The organism is Streptomyces sp. NPDC001532 (assembly GCF_040298625.1).
Lineage (GTDB): Bacteria > Actinomycetota > Actinomycetes > Streptomycetales > Streptomycetaceae > Streptomyces.
In genome coordinates this window covers 1-23474 of record NZ_JBEPAL010000033.1, presented here as the reverse complement: position 1 = coordinate 23474, position 23474 = coordinate 1, and the positions used below count along the sequence as shown (strand labels likewise).

At 76.0% G+C, this 23474-nt stretch carries 19 protein-coding genes and 1 pseudogene; 12 read left to right on the top strand and 8 right to left on the bottom strand.

Annotated elements, in window-relative coordinates:
* Positions 1-232: 232 nt before the first annotated feature.
* The 9 genes from ABT232_RS26625 to ABT232_RS26585 all read left to right on the top strand — a co-directional run bounded on the left by ABT232_RS26625 (position 233) and on the right by ABT232_RS26585 (position 11159).
* A complete protein-coding gene (locus ABT232_RS26625; protein WP_351844270.1) occupies positions 233-1240 on the top strand; it encodes a FecCD family ABC transporter permease in 1008 nt (335 codons plus the stop codon).
* Positions 1241-1259: 19 nt separating this feature from the next.
* Entirely contained in the window at positions 1260-2081 is an 822-nt protein-coding gene (locus ABT232_RS26620) for an ABC transporter ATP-binding protein (RefSeq protein ID WP_351844268.1), read from the top strand.
* 58 nt (positions 2082-2139) lie between these two features.
* Positions 2140-2253, top strand: a complete 114-nt coding sequence (gene amiA / locus ABT232_RS26615; protein WP_279547552.1) for a streptamidine family RiPP — start codon at positions 2140-2142, stop codon at positions 2251-2253.
* 87 nt (positions 2254-2340) lie between these two features.
* Complete coding sequence (locus tag ABT232_RS26610) at positions 2341-3381, top strand: hypothetical protein (protein WP_351844265.1); 1041 nt, start codon at positions 2341-2343, stop codon at positions 3379-3381.
* Entirely contained in the window at positions 3378-4865 is a 1488-nt protein-coding gene (locus ABT232_RS26605; RefSeq protein ID WP_351844263.1) for a CocE/NonD family hydrolase, read from the top strand. Before ABT232_RS26610 ends, ABT232_RS26605 begins: the two co-directional genes overlap by 4 nt.
* Positions 4862-6241 carry a YcaO-like family protein gene (locus tag ABT232_RS26600; protein ID WP_351844262.1) on the top strand — a complete coding sequence of 460 codons (1380 nt, stop codon included), beginning with the start codon at positions 4862-4864 and terminating at the stop codon, positions 6239-6241. The genes ABT232_RS26605 and ABT232_RS26600 overlap by 4 nt, the downstream gene beginning before the upstream one ends.
* A gap of 9 nt (positions 6242-6250) precedes the next feature.
* Complete coding sequence (locus ABT232_RS26595) at positions 6251-7639, top strand: SagB/ThcOx family dehydrogenase (RefSeq protein ID WP_351844260.1); 1389 nt, start codon at positions 6251-6253, stop codon at positions 7637-7639.
* Positions 7636-9375: an ABC transporter ATP-binding protein/permease gene (locus ABT232_RS26590; protein WP_351844259.1), complete on the top strand. Its 1740-nt coding sequence runs from the start codon at positions 7636-7638 to the stop codon at positions 9373-9375. Before ABT232_RS26595 ends, ABT232_RS26590 begins: the two co-directional genes overlap by 4 nt.
* Positions 9372-11159, top strand: a complete 1788-nt coding sequence (locus tag ABT232_RS26585; protein WP_351844257.1) for an ABC transporter ATP-binding protein — start codon at positions 9372-9374, stop codon at positions 11157-11159. Before ABT232_RS26590 ends, ABT232_RS26585 begins: the two co-directional genes overlap by 4 nt.
* 220 nt (positions 11160-11379) lie before the next feature.
* On the opposite strand, the pseudogene ABT232_RS26580 reads toward ABT232_RS26585, so the two are convergent.
* From ABT232_RS26580 to ABT232_RS26565, 4 genes and pseudogenes are all read right to left on the bottom strand, one after another.
* A pseudogene (locus ABT232_RS26580) lies at positions 11380-11570 on the bottom strand (hypothetical protein); the annotation flags it as partial.
* Positions 11567-13216 carry a bifunctional 3-(3-hydroxy-phenyl)propionate/3-hydroxycinnamic acid hydroxylase MhpA gene (mhpA, locus tag ABT232_RS26575; RefSeq protein ID WP_351844255.1) on the bottom strand — a complete coding sequence of 550 codons (1650 nt, stop codon included), beginning with the start codon at positions 13214-13216 and terminating at the stop codon, positions 11567-11569. The pseudogene ABT232_RS26580 and the gene mhpA, both read right to left, overlap by 4 nt.
* A gap of 19 nt (positions 13217-13235) precedes the next feature.
* Entirely contained in the window at positions 13236-14225 is a 990-nt protein-coding gene (locus tag ABT232_RS26570; protein ID WP_351844253.1) for a fumarylacetoacetate hydrolase family protein, read from the bottom strand.
* A complete protein-coding gene (locus ABT232_RS26565; RefSeq protein WP_351844251.1) occupies positions 14222-15340 on the bottom strand; it encodes a VOC family protein in 1119 nt (372 codons plus the stop codon). Before ABT232_RS26565 ends, ABT232_RS26570 begins: the two co-directional genes overlap by 4 nt.
* Before the next feature lie 160 nt (positions 15341-15500).
* On the opposite strand from ABT232_RS26565, the gene ABT232_RS26560 reads away from it, so the two are divergent.
* The 3 genes from ABT232_RS26560 to ABT232_RS26550 all read left to right on the top strand — a co-directional run bounded on the left by ABT232_RS26560 (position 15501) and on the right by ABT232_RS26550 (position 19677).
* Positions 15501-16136, top strand: coding sequence for a TetR/AcrR family transcriptional regulator (locus ABT232_RS26560; RefSeq protein ID WP_351844249.1), 636 nt, complete (start codon positions 15501-15503; stop codon positions 16134-16136).
* A gap of 330 nt (positions 16137-16466) precedes the next feature.
* A complete protein-coding gene (locus ABT232_RS26555) occupies positions 16467-18131 on the top strand; it encodes an alkaline phosphatase D family protein (protein WP_351844247.1) in 1665 nt (554 codons plus the stop codon).
* A gap of 169 nt (positions 18132-18300) precedes the next feature.
* Positions 18301-19677, top strand: a complete 1377-nt coding sequence (locus ABT232_RS26550; RefSeq protein ID WP_351844245.1) for a carbohydrate-binding protein — start codon at positions 18301-18303, stop codon at positions 19675-19677.
* A gap of 58 nt (positions 19678-19735) precedes the next feature.
* On the opposite strand, the gene ABT232_RS26545 is transcribed toward ABT232_RS26550, so the two are convergent.
* The 4 genes from ABT232_RS26545 to ABT232_RS26530 are packed head-to-tail and all read right to left on the bottom strand — an operon-like array spanning position 19736 to position 23332.
* On the bottom strand, positions 19736-20815 hold the full coding sequence (locus ABT232_RS26545; RefSeq protein WP_351844243.1) for a serine hydrolase domain-containing protein: 1080 nt from the start codon (positions 20813-20815) through the stop codon (positions 19736-19738).
* Entirely contained in the window at positions 20812-21732 is a 921-nt protein-coding gene (locus ABT232_RS26540; RefSeq protein WP_351844241.1) for a DUF6895 family protein, read from the bottom strand. The genes ABT232_RS26545 and ABT232_RS26540 overlap by 4 nt, the downstream gene beginning before the upstream one ends.
* Entirely contained in the window at positions 21729-22721 is a 993-nt protein-coding gene (locus tag ABT232_RS26535) for a DUF6895 family protein (protein ID WP_351844240.1), read from the bottom strand. The genes ABT232_RS26540 and ABT232_RS26535 overlap by 4 nt, the downstream gene beginning before the upstream one ends.
* On the bottom strand, positions 22718-23332 hold the full coding sequence (locus ABT232_RS26530; protein WP_351844238.1) for a hypothetical protein: 615 nt from the start codon (positions 23330-23332) through the stop codon (positions 22718-22720). Before ABT232_RS26530 ends, ABT232_RS26535 begins: the two co-directional genes overlap by 4 nt.
* Between the last annotated feature and the right edge of the window lie 142 nt (positions 23333-23474).

Sequence of the window (23474 nt, the reverse complement as noted above, 5' to 3'; positions counted from 1 at the left end):
AGAGGGCGGACGGCGAAGACGCCCTGGGTGCGAAGGGGGCGGACGGTGAAGTCGGCCCCGGATCGAACCGGGCGGACGGTGAAGTCGCCCAAGGGCCGAACAGGGTGGGAGGCGAGAGCGCCCGAGGCCCTGACGAGGCGGGCGACGAAGACGCCCCAGGCCCGAACCAGGCAGACGGTGAAGTCGCTCGAACCACCGATGCGGGCGGCTCGCCCGTGGCGAAGGGGGTCGTATGAGCCGGCGCTTCGCGGCCTTGGCCGCGCTCGTCCTCGTCTGTGCCGCCGCCGAGGCGGTGGCCGGGCGCGGGATGTCGCCGTCGGTGGTGTGGGACGTGCTCGGCGGCGGCGGGGACGCGACCGAGCGGCACATCCTGTTCCAGCTCCGCCTGCCCCGGCTGCTGGTGGCGCTGGGCGCGGGCGCGTGCCTCGGGGTGGCGGGACTGGTGCTCCAGTCGGCGCTGCGCAATCCGCTCGCCGGGCCGGAGGTGACCGGAGTGACGCCGGGCGCGGTGCTCGGGGCGGTCACCGCGACCGGCCTGGGACTCGCGGGCTGGGAGTCACCGCTCGCCGTGGTCGTCGCCGCCTGCGCGGGTGGCTGCACCGGCGCCGCGCTGCTGTGGCTGCTCGCCGGGCGGGGCGGGAGCGATCCCGCGCAGACCGCCGTGCACGGGGTGCTGGTCTCGGCGGTCCTCGGCGGACTCACCGCCATGGTGCTGCTGGTGGCACCAGGCGAACTCGGCAGCGTCGTGCAGTGGCTCGTCGGCACCACGGAGGGCCGGGTGTGGCAGCACTGGCACCTGCTGTGGCCATGGGCGCTGGTCTGGGGCGCGGCGGCGTGGCTGCTGACCGGACCGCTGACCCTGCTGCGCTGCGGCGACGAGATCGCGGGCGCCGCCGGGCTGTCCACCGCGCGGGCCCGGACCCTGGCGCTGGCGTGCGCGGTGGCGCTGACGGCGGGCGCGGTGGCCGCCGTGGGCGCGCTGGGGTTCGTCGGACTGCTGGTGCCGCATCTCGCGGTGGCCCTGTTCGGCGCCGACCTGCGGCTCGCTCTGCCCGGTGCCGCGCTGGTGGGCGCGGCCGTGGTGGGCGGCGCCGACGCTGCGGCCCAACTGGCCTCGCGGCTGCTGGCGGTGGCGCTGGACTCCGAGCGGCTCACCCTGCCGGTCGGGGCCCTCACCACCTGCGCGGGCGCCGCGCTGCTGCTGCTCGTCGTGCGCCGTACGCCGAGCCGGACGTTGTGATCCCGACGAAGGACGAAGCATGACCGAATCCATGGGCATCCGGGTCGAGGGAGTGCGCTTCGGCTATCCGGGCCGCCCGGTACTGCGCGATGTCGACCTGACGGTGCGGCCTGGCGAGCTGACCGCCCTCATCGGCCTCAACGGCTGTGGGAAATCGACCCTGTTGCGGCTGGCCGCGGGGCTGCTGCGCCCGGCGGCCGGCCGGGTCCTGCTGGGCGGGGACGACCTGGCCCGGCTCTCCCGGCGCGCCACCGCCCGCCGCGTCGCCCTGCTGCACCAGTCGGCACCGGCCGTTCCGGGCATGACGGTGCGTCAACTCGTACGGCAGGGCCGGTACGCGGCGCGGGGCCCGCTCGGCATGCTGCGCGAGGGCGACGATCCGGTCGTGCGGCGCGCGCTGCGGGACGTCGGCGTGGAGGCGTGGGCCGAGCGGCCCGTCGACGCGCTGTCCGGCGGCGAACGGCAGCGGGTGCGGCTCGCGATGGCGCTGGCGCAGGACACCCGTGTCCTGCTGCTGGACGAGCCCACCACCTATCTGGACCTGCATCACCAGCTCGACGTGCTGCGGACGGTGGTGCGCCTGCGCGAGGAGCGGGGCCTGACCGTCGTGATGGTGCTGCACGACCTGGCGCACGCCGCCCGGTTCGCCGAGCGGATCGTCGCGCTGCGCGAGGGCCGGGTGGTGGCCGACGGGCCGCCGGAGGAGGTGGTCACGCCCGGTCTGCTGGCGGAGGTGCTGCGGGTGGCCGGGCGGGTGGGACGGGATCCCGAGGGCGGTTGGCCGGTGTGTTACCCGGATCACCCCCTCCCAGGACTGGAATATGAAAATCATATTCATTAGAGTGACGGTCGTGGCGCTCGATCGAACGCCGCATCTCCCTTACGCACAAGGAGAGTTCATGGACAACGAGCAGATCTTCACTCCGATCGCCGACCCGGGTCAGCTGGCCCACGACTCGGCCTCCCACTCCAACGCCCTCGTCGAGAACCCCTTCGACGACACCGAGGAGTAAGCGAGGGTCCCTCCCTCACCGTGGGCCCGCCCGATGCCTTCCGGGCGGGCCCACGCCATCCACGGCCCTTCCCCCAGGAGATTCGACGTGTCCCGCAGCCAACTCGCCCCCGGTGTCGAGGTCGTCGCCGTGCCCGGCCGGGGTCTCGCCGTCCGTACGGCCGACGGCGAGTTCCTCGGCGTCCGCACCGGCGCCGTGGACGACGGCGCCCTGCTCTCCCGGCTCTCCGGCACCGACGAGGAGACGGGCGCCGGCAGCGGGGCCGCCGAGGACACGGGTGCCGGCACCGACGCCGAGGAGTCCCGCCGCGGCCTCGACCGGCTCGTCGGTGCCTTCGAGGACGCCGGGTACCTGGCCGGCGCTCCGCGGCAGCCGATCTGGCCGGCCGAGCGCCGGGACGTGCTGCTGCTCGGCGACGCAGCGCTCACCGAGCCGCTGGCCGCGTATCTGCGGGCCGCGGGCGCCGCACCGCGCCCGGCCACGCCGGAGGAGCCGGCCGACACCCGTGCCGCCGCCGTCGTCTGGTGCCTCGACGGGCCCGTGCCCGAAGGTCTGTGGGACGCCGCCGACCGGCTGCCCGAACGCGGCGTGGCCTGGCTGCGCTGCCACCGCGAGGGCTGGCAGGCCTACGTCGAACCGCTCGCCGCCGCACCCGGCGACGTCACCTCGGCCCACGTCCGCGCCCGCCGGCTCGCCGCCACACCCGCCCACCGCGAACTGGCCGCCTACTGGAGCGGCCCCCGCACCACAGGCACCCCGGTCCGTCCGAGCCCCGCCGCGGCGGGCCTGCTGGCCGCGCTGCTGGCCGAGGACCTCACCGGCTGGGCCACCGACACGTCCGCCACCGGCACCCCCGGTCCGCTCCCCGCCCGCCGCCGCCTGCGCCGCGTGGATCTGCGCACCCTGACCATCACCGAGCACGTGGTGCTGCCCGTCCCGGACGTCGCCGCGATGCCGCGCACACCGGCCACCACCCGGGCCGACCCCACGGCCCCACCGACACCGGCCACCACCCAAGCCGACCCGACGGCCCCACCGACACCGGCCGTCGACCACCCCGCCCCCACGGCCCCACCGACACCGGCCGTCGACCACTCCGCCCACCCCATACCCGGGCGCGCCGGATGAGGACGACCCCGTTCACCGTGGCCGTCGACCGGCTGGCCACCGACGTGAACCTCCCGGACGGCGCCGGTCCTTGCCCGGCCGTGCTGATCCGTACGCCCTACGACCGGCGGCGTCACCGTGCCGAGTCGGACGGGTGGGCCCGGCGCGGCTTCGCCGCGGTGGTCCAGGACGTGCGCGGCCGGCACGGCTCGCCGGGAACGTGGCGGCCGTACGAGAACGAGGCCGCCGACGGAGCCGCCACCGCGCGCTGGATCCGCCGGCAGCCCTGGAGCGACGGCCGGCTGGTGGCCGTCGGCGCCTCCTACGGCGCCCACTGTGCCGTGGCCCTCGCGCTCGACGCGCCCGAGGACGCCCGCCCCGACGCCGTGATCGCCGCGGTGCCCGCGCTGGGCGCCGCCGACACCGCCCGCGAACCCTCGGGCGTGGAGCGGCTGGCGGCCCGCGCCGGATGGTGGGCCGCCCACGGCGACCGGCGCGACTCCGACGACGGCGCCCTCGCCACGGCCCTCGCCGCGGACCCGGCGCTGCTCGCCGCTCTGCCGGTCCGCGACCTGCCCGAACGGCTCGGCCGCGCGCTGCCGTCCTGGCCGGAGCTGTGGCGGCGGCGTGAGCGCGGGCTGCTCGTCGAGCGGGCCGTCGGCGCCCGGATGCCGCTGCTCGCGGTCGGCGGCCACCACGACCACTTCACCGAGGACACCGTCGCTCTGTGGCACCGCTGGGGCGGCCCGTCGGCCCGGCTGCTGCTGGGTCCTTGGGGGCACGCCCTGGTCGCCGAGCCCGGCCCCGACGCCCGGCCCGAGCACCGGATCCGCCTCGGCGACCTCTACGCGCGCTGGGCCCGTCGCGCCCTGGCCGGGCTGCCGGCGCCCGGGCGGCGGGGTGCGACCGCTCTGGGCGGCAGCCCGCTGTGGGTGCCGGCCGGCGCGGAGGGCGAGCCGGCCACGCAGGAGCTGCGGCTGCTGCGCGGCGCGTCCTTCACCGCCGATCCCGAACGCCCCGTCCGCTCGGACCACTTGGGCGTACCCATGGACGGGCCGCCGGACCGCTGCCTGTTCGCCGGGCCGCCGCTGCCCCGCCCGCTGGACGTCGTCGGCCCGGCCGAGGTGCGGCTGTGCGCCACCGCCGGCACGCCGTCCGCCGACTGGGCCGCCCGGCTCGTCGCGGTCGGCCCGGACGGAACCGCGCGGCGGCTCGCCGTCGGGGTCGTCCGGCGCTCCCACGTCCCCGGGCGGGCCGCCGCGTTCACCGTCGGGCTGGGCCCGCTCGCGCGGCGGCTGCCCGCGGGCACCCGGCTCCGCCTGGAGATCGCCGGGCACCACTTCCCCGCCCACGCCCGCAACCCGCACACCGGCGACGACCCGGTCACCGCCACCCGGCTGCTCGCCTCGCGACGCGAGGTCGACACCGGGCGGGTGGCGCTGCGGCTGCCGGTGCTCCGCTCCCGTCCCGTCCCCCTCGACCCCGTACAGGAGATCCTGCGATGACGGCGCTGCCGCCGGAAGCCCTGGTCGACCCCGTCTGCGGCATCGTCCGCAAGGTGAAGCCCGTCGAACACCCCGCGGGCGCGCCACCGCGCTACACCGCGCTCACCGCCGAGGTGTCCGACGCCCGCAGGCTCGGCCTGTGGCCCGCCGACCGGGTGTCGCTCGGCACCACGTTCGGCGACCCGGAAGGCGCCCGGATCGCCGCGATAGCGGAGGGCGTCGAACGGTACTGCGGCAACCGGCTGCCGCCGCCCGGCCACCCCGACGCCCCGCTGCGGGCCACCGCCGCCGAGCTGACCGAGAAGGGGCTGCGGCTGTACGGGCCGGACGAGCTGCCCGCCTACGCGGACTGGCAGTACGCCCACGAGGAGTTCCCCTACCGGCCGCTCACCGCCGACACCCCGGCCCTGTGGGCGCGCGGCACGGAACGGCTGGCGGGCGGGCGGACCGCCGAGGTCTGGGCGCCCGTCGCACTCACCCATCTCAACTGGCGCCAGGGCGAGCTGCGCGCACTCCCCCGCACCCACCACCTGAACTACGCGGGCATCGCCACCGGGCAGGGCTTCGACGACGCCGTGGAGCGCGGACTGCTGGAGACCGTCGAACGGGACGCGCTCGAACTGTGGTGGCACCTCGACGGCCCGGCCCGCGGCATCGACCCGGCGAGTGTGCCCGGCCTCGCCGACGATCTCGCCGGATCGGCGCTGGAGGTGCATCTCGTGGAGATGCCGTCGGAGTTCGCGCCCTGCGTCGCCGCGCTCGTCCACGACCCGCGACTCGGCCTGTACGCCGCCGGGTTCGCCTGCAAGTACGACCCGGCCGAGGCCGCCCGCAAGGCGGTGCTGGAGGCCGTCCACACCTGGGTGTTCACCCAGGGCCTCACCGATCCCGACGGCTGGGTGTTCCAGGCCGTCGAGGCCGGTCTGCTCGCTCGCGGGCTCTACCTCGACCACCGTGCCGACGGCCGCTACCTCGACGCCTGCGGTGCGCGGTTCGAGCGGGTGCGGGACCTGGGCGCGCACGTGCAGGTGTGGCTGGACGAGCGGATGGCGGCCGAGGCCCGGCGGTTCACCGAGCCGGCGCTCAGCACCGTGCCGATCGACGCGGTGCGGCCCGGCAGCCGGGACCGGCTGGAGAGCGCGCTGCGCGACGGCGGCCACCGGGTGCTGACCTTCGACCTCACCACCGAGGACGTCGCGGAGACCTCGCTGCGCGTCGCCCGGGTGCTGGTCTCCGGCCTCCTCCCCAACGCACCGGCCGCCTTCGGCTACTTCGGCTGCCCGCGTCTCGCCGACGCCGCCGTCGCCCGCGGCTGGCGGACGACCGCGCCGCACGCCCCGGAGGACTTCACGCTGGCCCCGCCGCCCCACATGTGAGGCCCGCCCGTGGATCTCGTCACCGCCCTCGCCCGCGCCCGCTCCGCCGAGCCGCCCGGCCCGGACACCCCGGCCGGGCCCGCCGTCCACCCCTGGCCGGGGCCACCGCTCCCCCTGCCCACCGCGGCTCCCGGAGAACTGGACGTCGGCCGGCTGCTCCGTCTCTCCCTCGCGGCCTCGGACGCCTCCGGACGGCTGCGGCCCGCCGCGTCCGCGGGCGCGCTGCACCCGGTGGACGCCCGGCTCGTCGTCGGCGACGGCTGCCCGCTGCCGCCCGGCCGCTACGGCTACGACCCGCTGCGCCACCGGGTGCACCGCCTCGGCCCGGCCCCCGAAGGCACCCCGCCCGGCGTACGCGTGGAGCTGTCCGTCACCGCCCGGCGCACGGTCTCCCACTACGGCCACCGCGCCTGCCCGCTCCTCCTCCTGGACACCGGGCACGCGGCCGGTGCCGTGTGGCTGGCGGCACGGGCACTGGGCGCGCGGCCGACGGCGGTACGTCTGGACGGACACGACGGAGAACGGCTGGCAGCACTGCACTTCACACCGCCCGACCCACTGGTCCAGGACGTATCACCCACCGCCCGACCGGCCCCTGACGAACACCCGACCGCCCGACCGTCGATGGCCGACCCGCCGACCGCCCGACCGGCCGAGTACCAGCCGCCGGCCGGCCGACCGGCCCCAGCCGTACGCCCGAACGCCCAGCCGATCGACAACGAGCCGCTGCCCGCCCACCCGGCCAAGGCCGAGCCACCACCCGCCCAGCGCCCCGAACCCTCCCGCCCGACCGTCCCGCACCCCGAACCCTCCCGCCCGACCGTCCCGCACCCCGAACCCTCCCGCCCGACCGTCCCGCGCCCCGAACCCTCCCGCCCAAGCGTCCCGGCGCCCCGGGAGCTGCTCGGCAGGCGTAGTGCTCCGCCGCCGTTGCGGGGTGTGCCGCCCGTCGGCGTTCTGCGTGCCGTGCTCGCCGCCGCCGTCGAGGCGAGCGCGGGGGAACCGGCCTGGTGCGTGGCCGTCGGCGCGCCACGGCCCGGGCTGCTCGCGCCGGGTCCGGACGGCACCCTGCGGCGGCTGGCCGCCGGGGAGGCCCGGCCGACGCTCGCCGCCTGGGCCGCGGGGCAGGCGTGGCTCGCCGAGGCGGGTGCCGTGCTGCTCGGCCACGGCTGCCCGTCGGACGCGGACGCCCCGCGGATCCGGCGGATCCATCTGCGCGCCGGATTCGCCGCGCACCTGGCCCAGGTCACCGCCGTGCGGCACGGGCTGGCGAGCCGGCCCGTCGGCTCCTGGCAGCGGGCCGACCTGGGCGCCGCGCTCGGCGGCGCGCCGGGCCGGGACTGGATCGTCCACGGCCTGGCCCTCGGCACCACCCACTCCGAACAGGGGACCTCGTGATCGTCCACCCCGAACTGCGCCGCGCCGCCCGGCACGCCCGGCGCCGGCTGCTCGCGGCCACCCTCCTCCAGGGGGCCGTCACCCTCACCCACCTCGCACAGGCCGTCCTGCTGGCCGTCGCCCTGGCCGGGCTGGCCCGGGGCGACATCGGCGGGCTCGTGCCGCCGCTCGGCGCGGTGCTCGGCGTCGTCGCCGCCCGCGCATGGCTCGGCCACGCGCAGCGGCGCACCGCCACCGCCGCGGGCGCCCTGGTGCGGGTGCGGCTGCGCGACGAACTCCTCGTGCGGCTCGGGCGGCTGGGCCCCGCCCATCTGACGACCGCCCGCGCCGGAGCCGTCCGCACCACCCTGGTGGACGGTGTGGAGGGCGTCGACGCCTACATCTCGCGGTATCTGCCGCAGCTCCTCGTCACGCTGACCGTGCCGCCCCTGCTGCTCGTCGCGCTGGCCGTCGTCGAACCGGCCGCCCTGTGGGGTCTCGTACCGGCCCTGCTGCTGGCGCTGTTCGGGCCGCGCGCCTGGGACCGGCTGCTGGCCAGGCGCGGCAAGGAGCACTGGGACACCTACGAGGGGCTGGGCGCCGACTACCTCGAAGCGCTCCAGGGCATGCCCGCGCTGCGGGCCGCCGGTGCCGTCGGGCGCACCCGGCGGCGGCTGGAGGCGCGGTCGGCGGCGCTGCACCGGGCCACCGTGGCCAAGCTGCGGGTGTCGCTCGTGGACACCGGGCTGACGGATCTGGCGATCCAGGGCGGCACCGCGGCGGCCGCGCTGCTCGCCTGCCGGTCGGCCGTCACCGGGTCCACCACGGCGACCGGCACGTATCTGGTGCTGCTGCTCGCCGCCGAGTGCTTCCGGCCGGTGCGGGACCTGTCCCGCGAGTGGCACGCCGGCTATCTGGGGGTGTCGGCCGCGGACGGGCTGGCGGCCCTGCGCACCGCACAACCGGCGGTCGCCGACCGCGGGACGGTCCCGGCGCACTGGCCGGACCCGCCGGAAGTGCGGTTCGAGGACGTGCGGTTCGGCTACGACGACGCGGGGACGCCCGCGCTGCGCGGGGTCACGTTCACGGCGGAGGCCGGGCGCACCACCGCGATCGTGGGCCCGTCGGGTGCCGGCAAGTCCACCCTGCTCGCCCTGCTGCTGCGCCACCACGATCCGCAGCGGGGCCGGATCGTCCTCGGCGGCCGGGACGTGGACGCCTACACGCTCGACTCGCTGCGGCGGGGCATCGCCGTGGTGTCGCAGGAGACGTACCTCTTCCACGCGTCCGTCGCCGACAACCTGCGGCTGGCGCGGCCCGCCGCCACCGACGAGGAGCTGGTGCGGGCGGCGCGGGCGGCGGGCGTGCACGACGAGATCGCCGCCCTGCCCGACGGTTACGCCACCGTCCTCGGCGAGCGCGGCGCCACCCTGTCCGGCGGTCAGCGCCAGCGGCTCGCCCTCGCCCGGGCGCTGCTGGCCGACGCGCCGGTGCTCGTCCTGGACGAGGCGACCAGCGCGGTCGACGAACGCCGCGAGGCGGACATCGTCCGCGCGCTCACGGCCGCCGCGGCCGGCCGGACCGTGCTGGTGGTCGCCCACCGGCTGGCCGCCGTCCGGCACGCGGACCGCATCGTGGTGCTGGACCGCGGGCGGGTGGACGCGATGGGAGAGCACACGGCACTGGTGGCCGGCGGGGGCGTGTACGCCGAGCTGGTCGAGGCGGGCCGCACGCACGAAGGAGGAGTCGCCGCATGAGCAGCACCGGTACGGACGCCCTGCCGGGCACGGCGGGACAGGAGGCGGCGGGGCCGCCGCCCGCGAAGGGCTCGCTGCGGGCGCTGCTGCCGGTGCTCGCCGAGCACCGGCTGACGACGGCCCGCACCTGCGCCGCCGCGCTCGCCGAGCAGGGCTCGCTGGTGGCGCTGCTGACGCTGGCCGCGCACACCGTCGGCACCGCCGTCGTCGACGGCCGCGCGCCCGCGGTGGGCACGGTCGTCGCGCTGGCGGTCCTGGTGGTCGTGCGCGCCCTGACGACCTGGCGGGAGATGGACCTCTCGCACGATCTGGCCTACCGGGTGCTGGCCGCGCTGCGGGTCCGGGTCTTCGACGGCCTGGCCCGCGGCGCGCCCGCCCGGGTGGCCGGGCGGCGCAGCGGGGACCTGGCCGCCACCGCGATGGCCGACGTGGAGGCGCTGGAGTTCTTCTACGCCCACACCACCGCCCAACTGCTCGCCTCCGGCGTGGTGTTCACCGGCGGGGCGACGGTGCTGGCGGTGGTGGAGCCGTGGCTGCCGGCGGCGGTGCTGCCGGTCGCCGCCCTGCTGGCCGTGGCGCCGTTCGCCGACGCCCGGGGACGTGCCGTGCGCGGGGCCCGCACCCGCGAGGCCGTCGCGCGGCTGTCGGCGGACACCGTGGAGACCGTCGACGGGCTGCGCGAACTGCTCGCCCACGGCGGGCTGGCCGCGCGGCGGGGCCGGATCGCCGCGCAGGGCCGCCGGGTGGGCGCGGCGCAGCGGGCCGAGGCCGCCTGGGAGGCCAGGGCGGCCGCCGTACGCGACGTACTGATCGTGCTCGCGGTCCTCGGTGTGGTGGCCGCCGCCGCGCGGTCCGTGGGCTCCGGCGGGCTGCACGGCGCGTGGGCCCCGGCGGCGATGGTGCTGGCGCTGTCGGTGCTGGGCCCGGTCGCCGAGTCGGCCCGCTCGCTGAGCCAGGCGATGGGGCTGCGCGCCGCCGCCGCCCGGGTCGGCGCGGCGCTGAACGCGCCGGCCACGGCCCCGCCGCCCGCCGCGCCCCGCCCGCTGCCGCCGGGCCCGCTGGGGGTACGGCTGAGCGGGGTGCGCTTCGACTACGGCGGCCGGACCGTGCTGGACGGGATCGATCTGACGGTGCCGGCGGGGCGGACGCTGGCCCTGGTCGGGGTGTCGGGCGCGGGGAAGTCGACGTGCGCGCACCTGCTCGCCCGGTTCTGGGACCCGTCCGAAGGCGCCGTGCAGTTGCTGCCCCGCGACGGCGGTCCGGTCGATCTGCGTGAGGTGGCCGACGCCGAACTGCGGGCCGCCGTGGCCGTCGTGGGCCAGGACACGCCCCTGTTCCACGGCACGCTCGCCGAGAATCTGCGGCTCGCGGCGCCGGACGCGGACGACGATCTGCTCGCCGCGACGGCACGGCGGTGCGGTGTCGACCGGATCGCCGCCATGGACGCGCTCGTCGGCGAGCGCGGCGGCACGCTGTCCGGCGGCCAGCGCGCCCGGATCGCGCTGGCCCGCGCACTGCTGGCCGCGCCCCGGGTGCTCGTCCTGGACGAGACCACCGCTCACCTGGACAACACCGGGGACGCGGAGCTCGCCGCGGCGCTCGCCGACGGCCGCCGCGACCGCACGACGATCGTCATCGCGCACCGCCCGGCCACCATCCGGCGCGCCGACCGCGTCGCCGTTCTGGAGGCGGGCCGGATCGTGGCGGAGGGCACCTGGGACGAACTGACCGCCCACCCCGGCGGCGCCCTGGACCGCGTCCTGTCGGTCACACCACCCGCTTGACCGCGACGGCCCGCCTCAGCCCTGTCCGGCGGTGCGGCGGGCCCGGCGTACGTCGCCCAGGCAGGCGCAGCCGCCCCCCGCGGGGCAGCTCACCGCAACCCCGGCCAGAAGGGAGCCGGGCCGGGCGCCCGGCGCCCGAGCGGCCGCAGCCGGCCCCTCCCACACGGCAAGCCCCCTCAACCCCGGCCGGAAGCGAGCCGCGCCCCACGTTCGGCGCCCTGTCGAAGTACTCCCACACCGCGCTCCAGAAGCCCTCCAGGTCGGTGACCGACCAGTGGCGCAGGGCGGCGTAGACGGCGTCGGCGCGGGCGCCGCGGTGGTGGCGGCCCAGCGGGCGAAGTCGGTGATGCGGCTGTCGGCGGCGATCTGCGGGTCGGGCGTCATGAAGGGTTCGGGGTACGGCCTGGTCATCCTGTGGCGCTCCTCGGCGGGCTGGTCGCGGCGGTCCGTGGGAGGAGGTGAGGGCTCGGGGTGCTGTGCGGGCCTCGGGTGCTGTGCAGGAGGGCCGCCCAGGCGGCGGTGTCGGTGAAGTCGCGGGCGCCGGACGGGACGACGTCGAGGACGACGCGGTCGGGCCGCAGCAGTACGGCGTCCGCCCGGCCGGCGCGCAGCCAGTCGGCGAGCCGGCCGTCGTCGCCGAGGCCGGTCACGGAGACGGTGCGGGCGCCGAGGCCGTGGGTGATCGTCCGTACGGAGGGCGGGAGTTCGGTGGCGGTGAGTACGGCGAAGGAGTCGCCGAGCAGGTCGTCGAGGCGGTTGCGGGAACCGTCGGCGTTCCGCACCCAGGGCTGGGGGCAGTGGGTGCCGGCGAGGGAGTGGCGGGCGCGGCGGGGCCGGCGGACCAGGGGTCCGGGGGCCAGGATGGGGCTGAGGTCCCGGCCGGCGGCCGTGACCAGGCCGGGGACGCGGCAGGCGACGGCGAGGGCGCGGCGGCGGAGCGCGGCGGCGCCGTCCTGGCCGCCGGTCATCGCCCAGCCCATGGCGACCGCGAGGCGGATCACCTGCCGGGCGTGCGGTCTGCGTTCCCGCTCGTAGGTGTCGAGCAGTCGTTCGTCGGCGCCGTGCCGCAGGACGCGGGCCAGTTTCCAGGTGAGGTTGCGGGCGTCGCGCAGTCCCGCGCACAGTCCCTGGCCGACGAACGGCGGGGTGAGGTGGGCGGCGTCGCCGAGGAGGAAGACCCGGCCGAGGCGCCAGCGGTCGGCGACGCGGGCGCGGAAGGTGTACCGCGCCTGCCGCAGCACCTCGATGTCGTCGCCGGGCGCGAAATCGGTCCAGGGGGCGACCAGGTCGCGCAGCCGTTCGGGGTCGAGCGGCCGGCTGTCCGGGAGGCGGAACTCCCAGCGGTAGCGGTCCTCGGCGATGCGCATGAAGGTCGCCGGCCGCTGCGGGTCGCACACCTGGTCGACGCCTTCCCAGGAGCGGACGCCGGCGCCGGTGCGGACGTCGACGACGGTCCAGCGTTCCTCGAAGCGCAGGTCCTCCCAGCGGGCGCCGATGGTGTCGCGGACGCCGCTGCCTGCGCCGTCGCAGCCGAGGACGGCGTCCGCCCACAGGTGCTGTTCGACACCGTCGGCTCCTCGGCAGGTCACCCGGACCGGGCCGTCGGGGCCCGGCTCGACGCGGGTGACCTCGACACCGCCGCGCAGTTCGCACTCCGGCCGGCGGCTCAGGGCGTCGCGCAGCAGCCGTTCCAGCTGGGGCTGGTCGAACATGCTCGTCTGCGGGAAGCCGTGGTGCCCGTGCGGGGAGCGCGGGAACTCGGCCATCACGCGGTGCCGGGCGTCCAGCAGCCGCAGTCCGCGGGCGGGCCGGGACACGGCGGTGAACTCCTCGCCGACGCCGGCGGCCTGGAGGATGCGGCACACCTCGTCGTCGGCGGCGACGGCGCGCGGCAGCGGGTAGATGTCGTGGTGGCGTTCGAGGACGACGCTGCGGACGCCGTGCCGGGCGAGCAGGAGGGCGGCGGTCACGCCGACCGGCCCGGCTCCGACGATCACCACGGGTACGTGGGCCGGCCCGGGCGCGGTGGCCCGTTGCGCGGCCTGGTCGATGGTCATGTGCGGCTCGCTCCGGGTGCTATCGCGCGTCGGCGACGGGGGTGCGCTGCTCGCCGAGGTCGATGCGGCCGTCGGGGGTCGCGATGGTGGCGGTCACCACCTCGCCGGTGCGCAGGTAGCGCGGGTTGCGGGCCTGGCTCCTGAAGAACGCCTTCCACTTCACGGCGGGCGGCAGCAGCGCGCCGATCTTCTCCACGGCCTTGGGCGGTGCCTTCAGGGCGGTTCCGCCCGGCGTGCCGGTGAGCAGCAGGTCGCCGGGGTCGAGCGTCTGGAAGCGGGCGAGCAGGGTCAGTGCCCGCGCCGGGCGGACGATCATGTCGGCGAGGGTGCGGTCCTGGCGCGGGTCGCCGTCGACGCTCAGGGTGAGCCGCAGGTTGACGAGGTGCGCGAAGTCCTCCGGCTCCAGCAGGGCCAGGCAGGGGCCGGTGGGGGTGAAGGTGGGGTAGGACTTGCTCTCGTAGAACTGGGTCTTCGTCAGCTGGACGTCCCGGGCGCTGACGTCGTTGGTGATCACCAGCCCGGCGACGTACGACGGCAGGTCGCGTTCCTCGACGACGGTGCCGACGGGCAGCGGGGCGCCCATGACGAGGCCGAGTTCGATCTCGTAGTCCAGGAACCGTACGTGCGGCGGGCGGACGACGGGGTCGGTGGGGCCGCTGATCGAGCCGGACGCCTTGCGGAAGAAGGTGGGCGGGATCTCTCCGGTGAAGCCGGAGTCGCGGGCGTGGCTGCGGTAGTTGACCATCTGGGCGACCACGCGGCAGGGGGTGGTGACCGGGGAGAGCGGGGTCAGGTCGGTCACGGGGGTGCCCGGTGCGCCGCCGGCGGCGGCCTCACGGACGGCGGCTCGGACGGCGGCGCGGTCGGCGAGCAGTTCGGCGGTGGTGCCGGCCTTGGTGTCGACGGGCACGGCGTGCCCGGTGGGGCGCTCGCCCGCCCGGGTGGCGCGGGCGGCCGGGGGAAGGACGGCCCACCAGCCGTCGGCGGTGCGCAGGACGTTGACGCTCATGAGTTCATCGCTTTCAGCAGGCCCAGCAGTCGGGCGGGGTCGAGTTCGTTGTCGCCGCGCAGGGCGCGCAGCACCTCGCGCAGCCTGGCGGGGGACGGGCTCGCGCCGAGGAAGTCACGGGTGACCGGCGGCCCCCACTGGGCGAGTCCGCCGGCCGACATGGGCGCCCAGCCGGGTGCGACGTCGCAGGAGAACAGGTCGCCGTCGGCGAAGTGCTCCAGCATGAAGCGGTCGGGGTCGCGCCAGTAGTCGAAGAGCTGGCTGCCCTGGATGTGCCGGCCGATGCCCCAGCTGCGCCGGTAGCCGCGCTCGGCCAGGTACTCGCCGCCGGCGGCGATCGAGTCCAGGTCGGTGACCTGGTAGGCGGAGTGGACGTAGCCGGTGCCGGGGCCCAGGTGCATGGCCAGCGTGTGGTGGTCCACGGGGACGCCGCCCTGGTCGCAGCGGATGAACGCCATGGTCGGCCCGCGCTCGCGCTGCCCGTCCAGGAACAGGAAGTCGGAGACGATCAGGCCGAGGGTGTCGAGGTACCAGTCGAGGGCGCGGGTGAACACCCGTGTCTCCAGCACCACATGTCCCAGCCGCTGGATGCGGGACGGCTCCCGGGGCGGGCGCTGGGTGGCGTTGGTACGGCGGTGCTCGGTGCCGAAGTTCAGCGGCAGCGGGCGCTGCCCCGGGAGTTCCGGGAGTTCCTCGCGGCAGTGCACCACCCGTACCGGGAAGCCTGAGGGGTCCAGCAGGTCGACCGCGCGGCCGCCGCCGGGTACGTCCGCCTCGCGCACCTCGGTGCCGGTGGCGCGGGCCAGGCGGTCGAGGTCGGCCCGCTCGGCGGCGCGGAAGGCCGGTCCGACGAAACGGGAGGTGGTGCCGCGCCGGATCACCATGCACGGCGGGCCGGCGAAGGTGCCACGCAGCCACAGCTCGTGCTCCGTGCGGACGGCGACACCGAACCCGAAGTCGTGGGCGAACACCTCGGCGCGGTCGAGGTCGGGTTTCTCGAACTCCAGCCAGGCCAGGTCGGCCACTTTGATCACGGGGTTGCGGGAGCGTCCGGGGTGTTCGCCGCGCAGGGCGCCCTGCTCACTGTGGAGGTCCTGATGGGCCGTCTCGGACATGGCGTCCCTCCCTGCGACATCACTGCATTGAGGAAATCATCAAGTTTGATTTCAGCCTGGTCAAGGGGAGGCGAGGCTTCAATTGATGAATCCATCAGAACTGTGACTGCACCCGTCCACGCTGCCCGTGCGGGGTCCGGCCCACGGTTAGACTCGGCCCATGTCCACGTCAGCCCAGGTCGGCAACCGGTTCGAGCGGCGCCGCGCCGAGACCCGGCGGGCGCTGGTGCGCGCGGCCCGGCAGATCCTCGCCGAGACCGGCGACACCGGCGTCAGCATCCAAGCCATCGCCGAGCGCGCGGACGTCGGTTTCGGCTCCTTCTACAACCACTTCGCCTCGAAGACCGAGCTGTTCGACGCGGCGGTCACGGACGCGCTGGAGGAGTTCGGGCAGACCTTCGACCGACGCCTGGCCGGCATCGACGACCCCGCGGAACTCGTCGCGGCCGGCTTCCGGCTCAGCGCCCGCATGGCCGACTCCCACCCCGAGCTGATGCAGATCCTGCGCCGCCGCGGCCTCGGTCACCTCCACTCCGACCAGGGCCTCGCGCCCCGCGCCCGGCGCGATGTGGAGACCGGCGTCGCCGCCGGCCGCTTCTCCCCCGTCGACCCGTCCGTCGCCCTGTGCGCCCTGGGCGGCACCCTGCTGTCCCTGGTGGAGCTGCGCTTCGCCCGGCCCGACCTGGACGGCGACGAGGCCGCGACCGACCTCGCGGAGATGGCCCTGCGCATGCTGGGCGTGGCCGCCGACGACGCCCATGAGGTCGCCCGGCGCCCCCTGCCCGAACCGGACTGACCGCCACGGCCGCACATGGTGGGCCCGCACCCACGGACCGTCGCCCTCGGTGCTCCGAGCCGGTCGGGTGCGAGGCGAGCGCCAGCCGCTCCAGGTTCTGGGAGGGGCGAGCGGCCGGCACACGAACGGCGTACGGCTCCCGACGGCGTCACCGCGCGGCCGGGAAGCGGCCCCCGGACACCTTCGCGCCCCGAGCCGCTCCCCCGTTCACCGCTCTGTTCGCCATCCCGCCCGCGCCTACCGCACCCGTGTGACGACACCGCACGCCGCCCGCGAAATGCGCTTTTTGTCTGCTTAGCATGCGTACTCCGCGTGATGAGAGGACATCAGATGGCGCCCACAGGCCGTCAGACGGGCCTGCCCGACCATGCGTTCGCCCCCACCGATGCCGTATGGCGTGCCGCGGCCCCACGCCTCGCCCGCCGCCGCTTCTTCACCGTCGCCGCCGCGGCCGCCGCACTCGCCTTCTCCACCGGCCTGCCGTCGCGGGGCGCGATGGCCGCCACCGAACTCGACGCGGCCCGCATCACCGAGAACCCCTTCACCCTGGGCGTGGCCTCCGGCGACCCGCTGCCCGACTCGGTGGTGCTGTGGACCCGGCTCGCCCCCGAGCCGTTCGAGGCGGACGGCGGGATGGGGCAGCAACGGGTCTCCGTGCAGTGGGAGGTGGCCATCGACGAGTTCTTCGCCATCGTCGTCCGCGAGGGCGTCGCCCTGGCCTACCCGGAGTACTCCCACAGCGTCCACGTCGATGTGCAGGGCCTCGACCCGCAGACCCCGTACTACTACCGGTTCCGGACCGGCTCCTGGATCAGCCCGGCGGGCCGCACCCGCACCGCGCCCGCCGCGGGCGCCGCCGTCTCGTCCCTCAGGCTGGCGGCGGTCGCCTGCCAGGCCTACCAGGACGGCTACTACACCGCGCACCGGCATCTGGCGCAGGAGGACGTCGACCTGGTCTTCCACCTCGGCGACTACCTGTACGAGTACCCGGTGGACTCCGCGGGCGGCGAGCGCGGCTACGCCGCCGGCACCCTTCCCGACGTCTACAACCAGGAGACGATGACCCTGGCGGACTACCGGATGCGCTACGCGCTCTACCGCAGCGACGCCGACCTCCAGGCCGCGCACGCCGCGCACCCGTTCGTCGTCACCTGGGACGACCACGAGACCGAGAACAACTACGCGAACTCGGTGCCCGAGAACGACGTCCCGCCGGAGGAGTTCCTGCTGCGGCGGGCCGCCGCCTACCGCGCGTACTGGGAGAACCAGCCGCTGCGCTCCGCACAGCTGCCCCAGGGCCCGGACGCCCGGCTGTACCGCCGCCTGCACTGGGGCACCCTCGCCCAGTTCGACGTGCTCGACACCCGCCAGTACCGCTCCGACCAGGCCTACGGCGACCGGCCCAGCGTGCCCGGCCCCGAGTCGGACGACCCGGCGCGCACCCTCACCGGCGCCGAGCAGGAACGCTGGCTGCTCGACGGATGGCAGACGTCGAACGCGCTGTGGAACGTGATGCCGCAGCAGGTGTGCTTCTCGCAGCGCAAGTTCGACCTGAACGAGCCGGCGAAGCTGTCCATGGACGCCTGGGACGGCTACCGCGCCTCCCGCGACCGGGTCGTCGCCGGGGCGAAGGCGGCCGGCCTCGCCAACTGGATGGTCCTCACCGGCGACGTCCACGTGGGCTACGCCTTCGAGATCAAGGACGACTACGAGAACCCCGACTCCGCCACCCTCGGCACGGAACTCACCTGCACCTCCGTCACCAGCGGCAAGGACGGCGAGGAGAAGCTGCCCAACTGGGACACCTTCATGAAGGCCAACCCCCATCTGCGGTACTACAGCGGCCGGCGCGGCTACGTCCGGGTGGAACTGGGCCGCCAGCAGGCCCGGGCGGACTTCCGCACCGTCTCCGTCGTGACGACGCCCGGGGCTCCGGTGACGACGTCCGCGTCCTTCGTCACCGAGGTCGGCAGCCCCGGACTGAAGCCCGCGTGAGCCCGGCCGGCGCCGCCCGCGGCACCCCGTGACACCGCGTACTGCACATGGCGCCCCGCGGCGTCACCAAAAGCGCGAAAGCGCGTGCCCACCGACATCCCCGTGCGCCGTCCGGGCTAGGCCTAACGCCGCACGGCAGCCTCACCCCTCAGCGAAGGAGACAGGTCGTATGGCCCTCAGACACACCGTCACCCGGCACGGTGCCGCCCTCACCGCACTCGGCGCGCTGGTCCTCGCCGGGCTCCCGTCGGCGGCGGCGGTGGCCGACCCGAGGCCCGGCTCGGTGCCGGCCTCCGACGCGGCCCGGACGCTCGGCGCCGACCGGCCGTCGCAGGAGGTGCTCCTCGCTCTGGAACGCGACCTCGGGCTGACCCCGGCCCAGGCACGCGAGCGGCTGGTCAACGAGGCGGAGGCCGGCACCCGCGCGGGGCGGCTCCGCAACACTCTGGGCGAGCGGTTCGCCGGTGCCTGGGTGCGCGGCGCGGTCTCCGGCACCCTCAACGTCGCGACCACCGACGCCGCGGACGTGCCCGCCATCCAGGCCGAGGGCGCGCAGGCCGTGGTCGTCAGGTCGACGCTGGCCCAACTGCGCGCCGTCAAGGCGCAGCTGGACAAGGCGGCCACCGTGGTCGACACCCGTGCGACGCCGCTGTGGTACGTCGACGTGCCGGGCAACCGGGTGATGGTGGAGGCCACCGACCAGGCGGCCGCGGACGCCTTCCTCAAGGCCGCCCGGCTCGACGCGCAGCAGGTCGGCGTCCGGGTGGTGGCCGGTGAACGGCCGCGGCTGTTCGAGAACCTGACCGGCGGTGAGGCGTTCTACATCGACGACTCCGCCCGCTGTTCCATCGGCTTCTCCGTCACCAAGGACCAGCAGCAGGGCTTCGTCGCCGCCGGCCACTGCGGCAAGCCGGGCTCGAAGACCACCGGCTTCAACAAGGCGGACCAGGGCACGTTCCAGGCCTCCACCTTCCCCGGCAAGGACATGTCGTGGGTGGCGGTGAACGCCCAGTGGACCGCGACCCCGGACGTCAAGGGCGAGGGCGAGCAGAAGGTACAGATCGGCGGTTCGGTCCAGGCGCTCGTCGGCGCGTCGGTGTGCCGCTCCGGCTCGACCACCGGATGGCACTGCGGCACCGTCGAGCAGCACGGCACGAGCGTCAGCTACGCGGAGGGCACCGTCGACGGTCTGACCCAGACGACGGTGTGCGCCGAGCCGGGCGACTCGGGCGGCCCCTACGTGGCGGGCGTGCAGGCCCAGGGCGTCACCTCCGGCGGCAGCGGCGACTGCACCAACGGCGGGACGACCTTCTTCCAGCCGGTCAACCCGATCCTCGGCGACTTCGGACTGGTCCTGAAGACGGCCGCCCCCGAGACCGCGCCGGTGCCGCAGGACAACGCGGCGGACGCCTGGGCGACGGGCCGCGTCTACGACACCGGCTCCACCGTCACCCACGCCGGGGTGCGCTACCAGTGCCTGCAACCCCACCAGGCGCAGGGCGCGTGGTCGCCGGAGGCGACGCCGGCGCTGTGGCAGCGGGTGTAGCGGACGGCGTGCGGACCCGGGCCGCCGCACGACTCCCCTGATGGGTACGGGCTTCTCGCTACCGCTCCGCGAGAAGCCCGTACGCCGTGCTGACGAACGCGTCGCGGTGCCGGAAGCGGCGGGTGCACAGCGCGACCAGGGCGGTGCCGGTGTCGGGGCGGAAGCCGAGGAACGCCTGCTGGCCGAGGGTGGCCCCGCTGTGGAAGTACATCGGCCCGCCCGACGTGGGATGACGGAACCAGGCCACGGTGTGCACATGCCGGTGTCCCAGGCCGCGGCGCAGCACCGGTGTGCGCACCGCCCGCAGCGCGCCGACCGGGTTCAGGTGGGCTTCGAGGAAGGTCAGCAGGTCGTGCGGGGTGGACCGGATCGCGCCGGCCGCGGTGAAGCCGCCCGCGTCGAACGCGGGGACGGGCGTTCGGCCGTCCGTGGCGTATCCGACGGCGTCGGCCTCGGGGTCCTCGGCGCGCAGCGCGGTCCCGGTCAGGGCGAGCGGGCGCAGGACGTGCGCGCCGAGCAGGTCCTCCCAGGGCGTGCCGGTCGCCGCGGCGACGGCGTGCCCGAGCACGGCGACCCCGAAGTTGGAGTAGCGCCAGCGGGTGCCCGGCCGGTGCCTGGGCCGGTGCCGCAGGAACGCCTCGATGACCCGTTCGGCCGGGTAACGGCCGTACGGGTTGGTGCGCCAGGCGGGCAGCCCGTGGACGTAGAAGTCGCGCGGCAGGGTGGGCAGCCCGGCGGTGTGGGTGACGAGGTGGGCGAGGGTCACCGGGTCGGAGCCGGTGCGCCGGCCGGGTTCGAGGCAGGCGGCGGCGGGTTCGCCGCCGGTCAGCAGGCCGTGCCGGACGAGCCGGGCGAGCAGCAGCCCGGCGAAGGTCTTGGAGGCCGACCCGATCTCGTAGCGCAGGTCCTCGCGGGGCGTCGGCGGGGGTGGTGCGGTGCCGCCGGTGTGGAGGGTGCGGCGCCCGGCGCGGGAGACGGCGAAAACGGCGTCGGGCGCGTCGACGGCGTCGACGGCCGCCACCAGCCGCTCCCGCAGGTCCGCCTCGGGCATCTCGCGGGCCGTCGGCGGCTCGGTGCCGGCGGTCTCGTCGAAGGTCTCGTCGGGGTCGCCCGGCCAGGGCGCGGAGCGGGCGCTCATGTCGCGGTGTGCGCCAGCTCGGTCAGGGCACGGGAGGTGGCCATGACGGAGGCGAAGGCGGCGACCAGCGTCGGGTGGTAGACCACGTCGAACACCTCGTCCGGGTCGCCCTCCGGCATGCCCCGTACGGCGGGCATGGCCCCGTCGCTCTGCTGGGCGGCGGCGAAGCCCTCCCAGGCGCGCTCGTCGAGGGTGGGGCGGGGCAGGCAGGCGTCGACCACGAGGAGTTCGCCGAGCAGGTCCCAGCGTTCCAGGTCCAGCCAGTCGTCGAGCCACACCGGCAGCCAGGTGGCCAGGTAGTCGGCGAGGCGGGGCGGCAGCCCGGCGGTCCGCTCGCCCCAGTCGGTGAGGTGGAACACCGTGTGGGTGAAGTCGTAGGCCATACGGGTGCTGACCGTCCACGGCTCGGGGGTGCGGGCCAGCCAGGTGGTGCCCACCAGTTCCGCCTCGGGCGGGTGCGGGGTGAGGCCGAAGCGGCGCTGGAAGGCGGAGAGGCCGAGGCGGCGGGTCGGGGTGACCTCGTAGGACCTCCAGCTCTCCAGCCGGTGGTTGAGGACGGTGGCGCGCTCGACCTCGGGCTGGCTGTATCCCAGCTCCTTGTAGGCGAGGTACACCTCGAACGGGATGGGTGAGATCGGCTCGATGCGCTGGCCGCGCACCAGCATGCGGCCGCCGTCGAGGGAGTCCCGCCAGGTGTGGTCGATCAGCCGGCGCGCCAGTTCGGCCTGCCGGGACCCGGCGACCCCTTCGCGGAGCAGGACCCGGCAGATCAGGGCGAGCTCGCCGATCGGCTTGAAGCGCTCCAGGAAGCCCACTTCGGGGTCGACGTCGGTCTCCAGGCGGAATCCGTCGCGGTGCGCCCAGAGCCATTCCAGGGCGCGCACACCGACGTTGTGGATCAGGCGGGTGGCGGTCATCGGGGCACTCCTTGTCCGCCGGACCGGTGGTCGTGGCCGTCGCGGCAGCGGTCTCCGTCGTCGGTGAGGCGTGCTAGGGACAGTGCCGCGGCGAAGGCGGCCATCAGGGTGGAGTGGTAGCAGTCCAGGAAGCCGGGCTCCTCGCCCGTCCCCGGCCGGCGCTCCGGTTCCTCCTCGGGCAGCGCGCCCGAGGCGTACAGCGCCTCGGCGATCCGGGCCCAGCCGTCCCGCAGCAGGGCGCGGTCCGGTTCTCCGGGCAGGCTCGCGGCCACGACCAGCAGTTCGCAGCTCAGGTCCCACATGCCGGCGTCCAGGCAGGTGTCGAGCCAGGGCGGCAGCCAGTCGGCCAGGTAGGCGGCCAGGTCCTCGGGGACGTCCTGCGGGAGGCGGCCCCAGTCGGTGAGGTGGAACACCACGTGGGTGAGGGCGTATCCGGAGGCGCGTTCGAACGCCCAGGGTTCAGCCAGTCCGCCGAGCCAGGTGGTCCGCAGCGTCCGCTCGGGCCGCTCGGGCCGCTGGATGCCGCTGCGCCGCTCGGCCCGCAGCAGGCCGAGCCGGCGGGTCGGTTCCTGCTCGGTGAGCCGCCAGCCCCGGCCTGCGGCCACGGTGGCGGCGGCCGCCTCGTAGCCGGGGTGCCGCAGTCCGGCCGCGGCGAAGACGGAGTACACCTCCAGCGGGTAGGTGGCGAAGGGTTCCAGGCGCTGGAGCGCGAGGAACAGCTCGCCGTCGTCGGTCTGCCGCCAGGCGAACCGCAGCAGGTCGGCGGCGCACTGGTGCAGCGGGTCCGCCGGCGGGGTGTGCAGGCGCACGCTCACGCAGGTCTGGGCCAGTTCGCCGAGCGGCTTCCAGGTGAAGTTGACCTGACCGTCGGCGGTGAGCGCGTCCTCGCCGAGCGCGAACTCGTCGCGGTGCGCGGAGAGCCACGCGAGCGTGGCCGAGGCCACGCCCCGGACCCGGGCCACGTCGGCGTCCACGTCCACGGCCGTCATACGACGGCTCCGGCCGCCCGCATCACCCGGGCCGCCTGGACCTGGAGGGCGACCCGGGGGTCGCTGCCGCCCATGAGGTCCACGAAGTCCAGGCCGGTCTCCAGGCCCAGTTCCTTGGGCACCCCGTCCAGCAGGGTGAGCCAGCGTCCGGCTCCGGCCGCCTGCTGCCAGTCCCGCCGGCGCACCGCCCGTACGAAGCCCCGGGCGACGTCGACCGGACGGCCGCGGGCCACCTCGGCTACCCCGCAGTCCTCACCCGGCACCGCGAGCGGGGCCAGCACGGCCAGTTGATGGGTCAGGACCTGCCAGGTGGCGCCATCCAGCCACGTGGCGTCGGGGTGCTGTTCCTCCTCGTCCGCCGGTGAACCGTCCAGGACCGCCTCGAACCTGCGCAGCGCGCGCCGCATCGCCCAGTGGGTCCACCGCACGCTCGGCGCCGCGTCGGCGCCCGGCGGGAACGACTCGACCGCTTTGCGGAACACGGCGAGTTCCGCCAGGTCCGGTGGCGCGCGGAAGAGCACCTGCGGCAACAACAGATCCGCGCCGACCACGCGTACGGCCGGAAGGGTGAGGCTTCCTGTGGGAATGTCCTCCGCACCGGCGCCGGACACTCGGACGTGGGGGGGGGCCCCCGGGGGGGGGGGGCACCCCCGCGGGGGGGGGGGGCCCCCCCCCCGCGGGGGGGGGGGGGGGGCGGGGCGGGGGGGGCGGGGCGCCGCGGGCCCCGCCGCCGGGGCCCCCCGCCCACGCGAC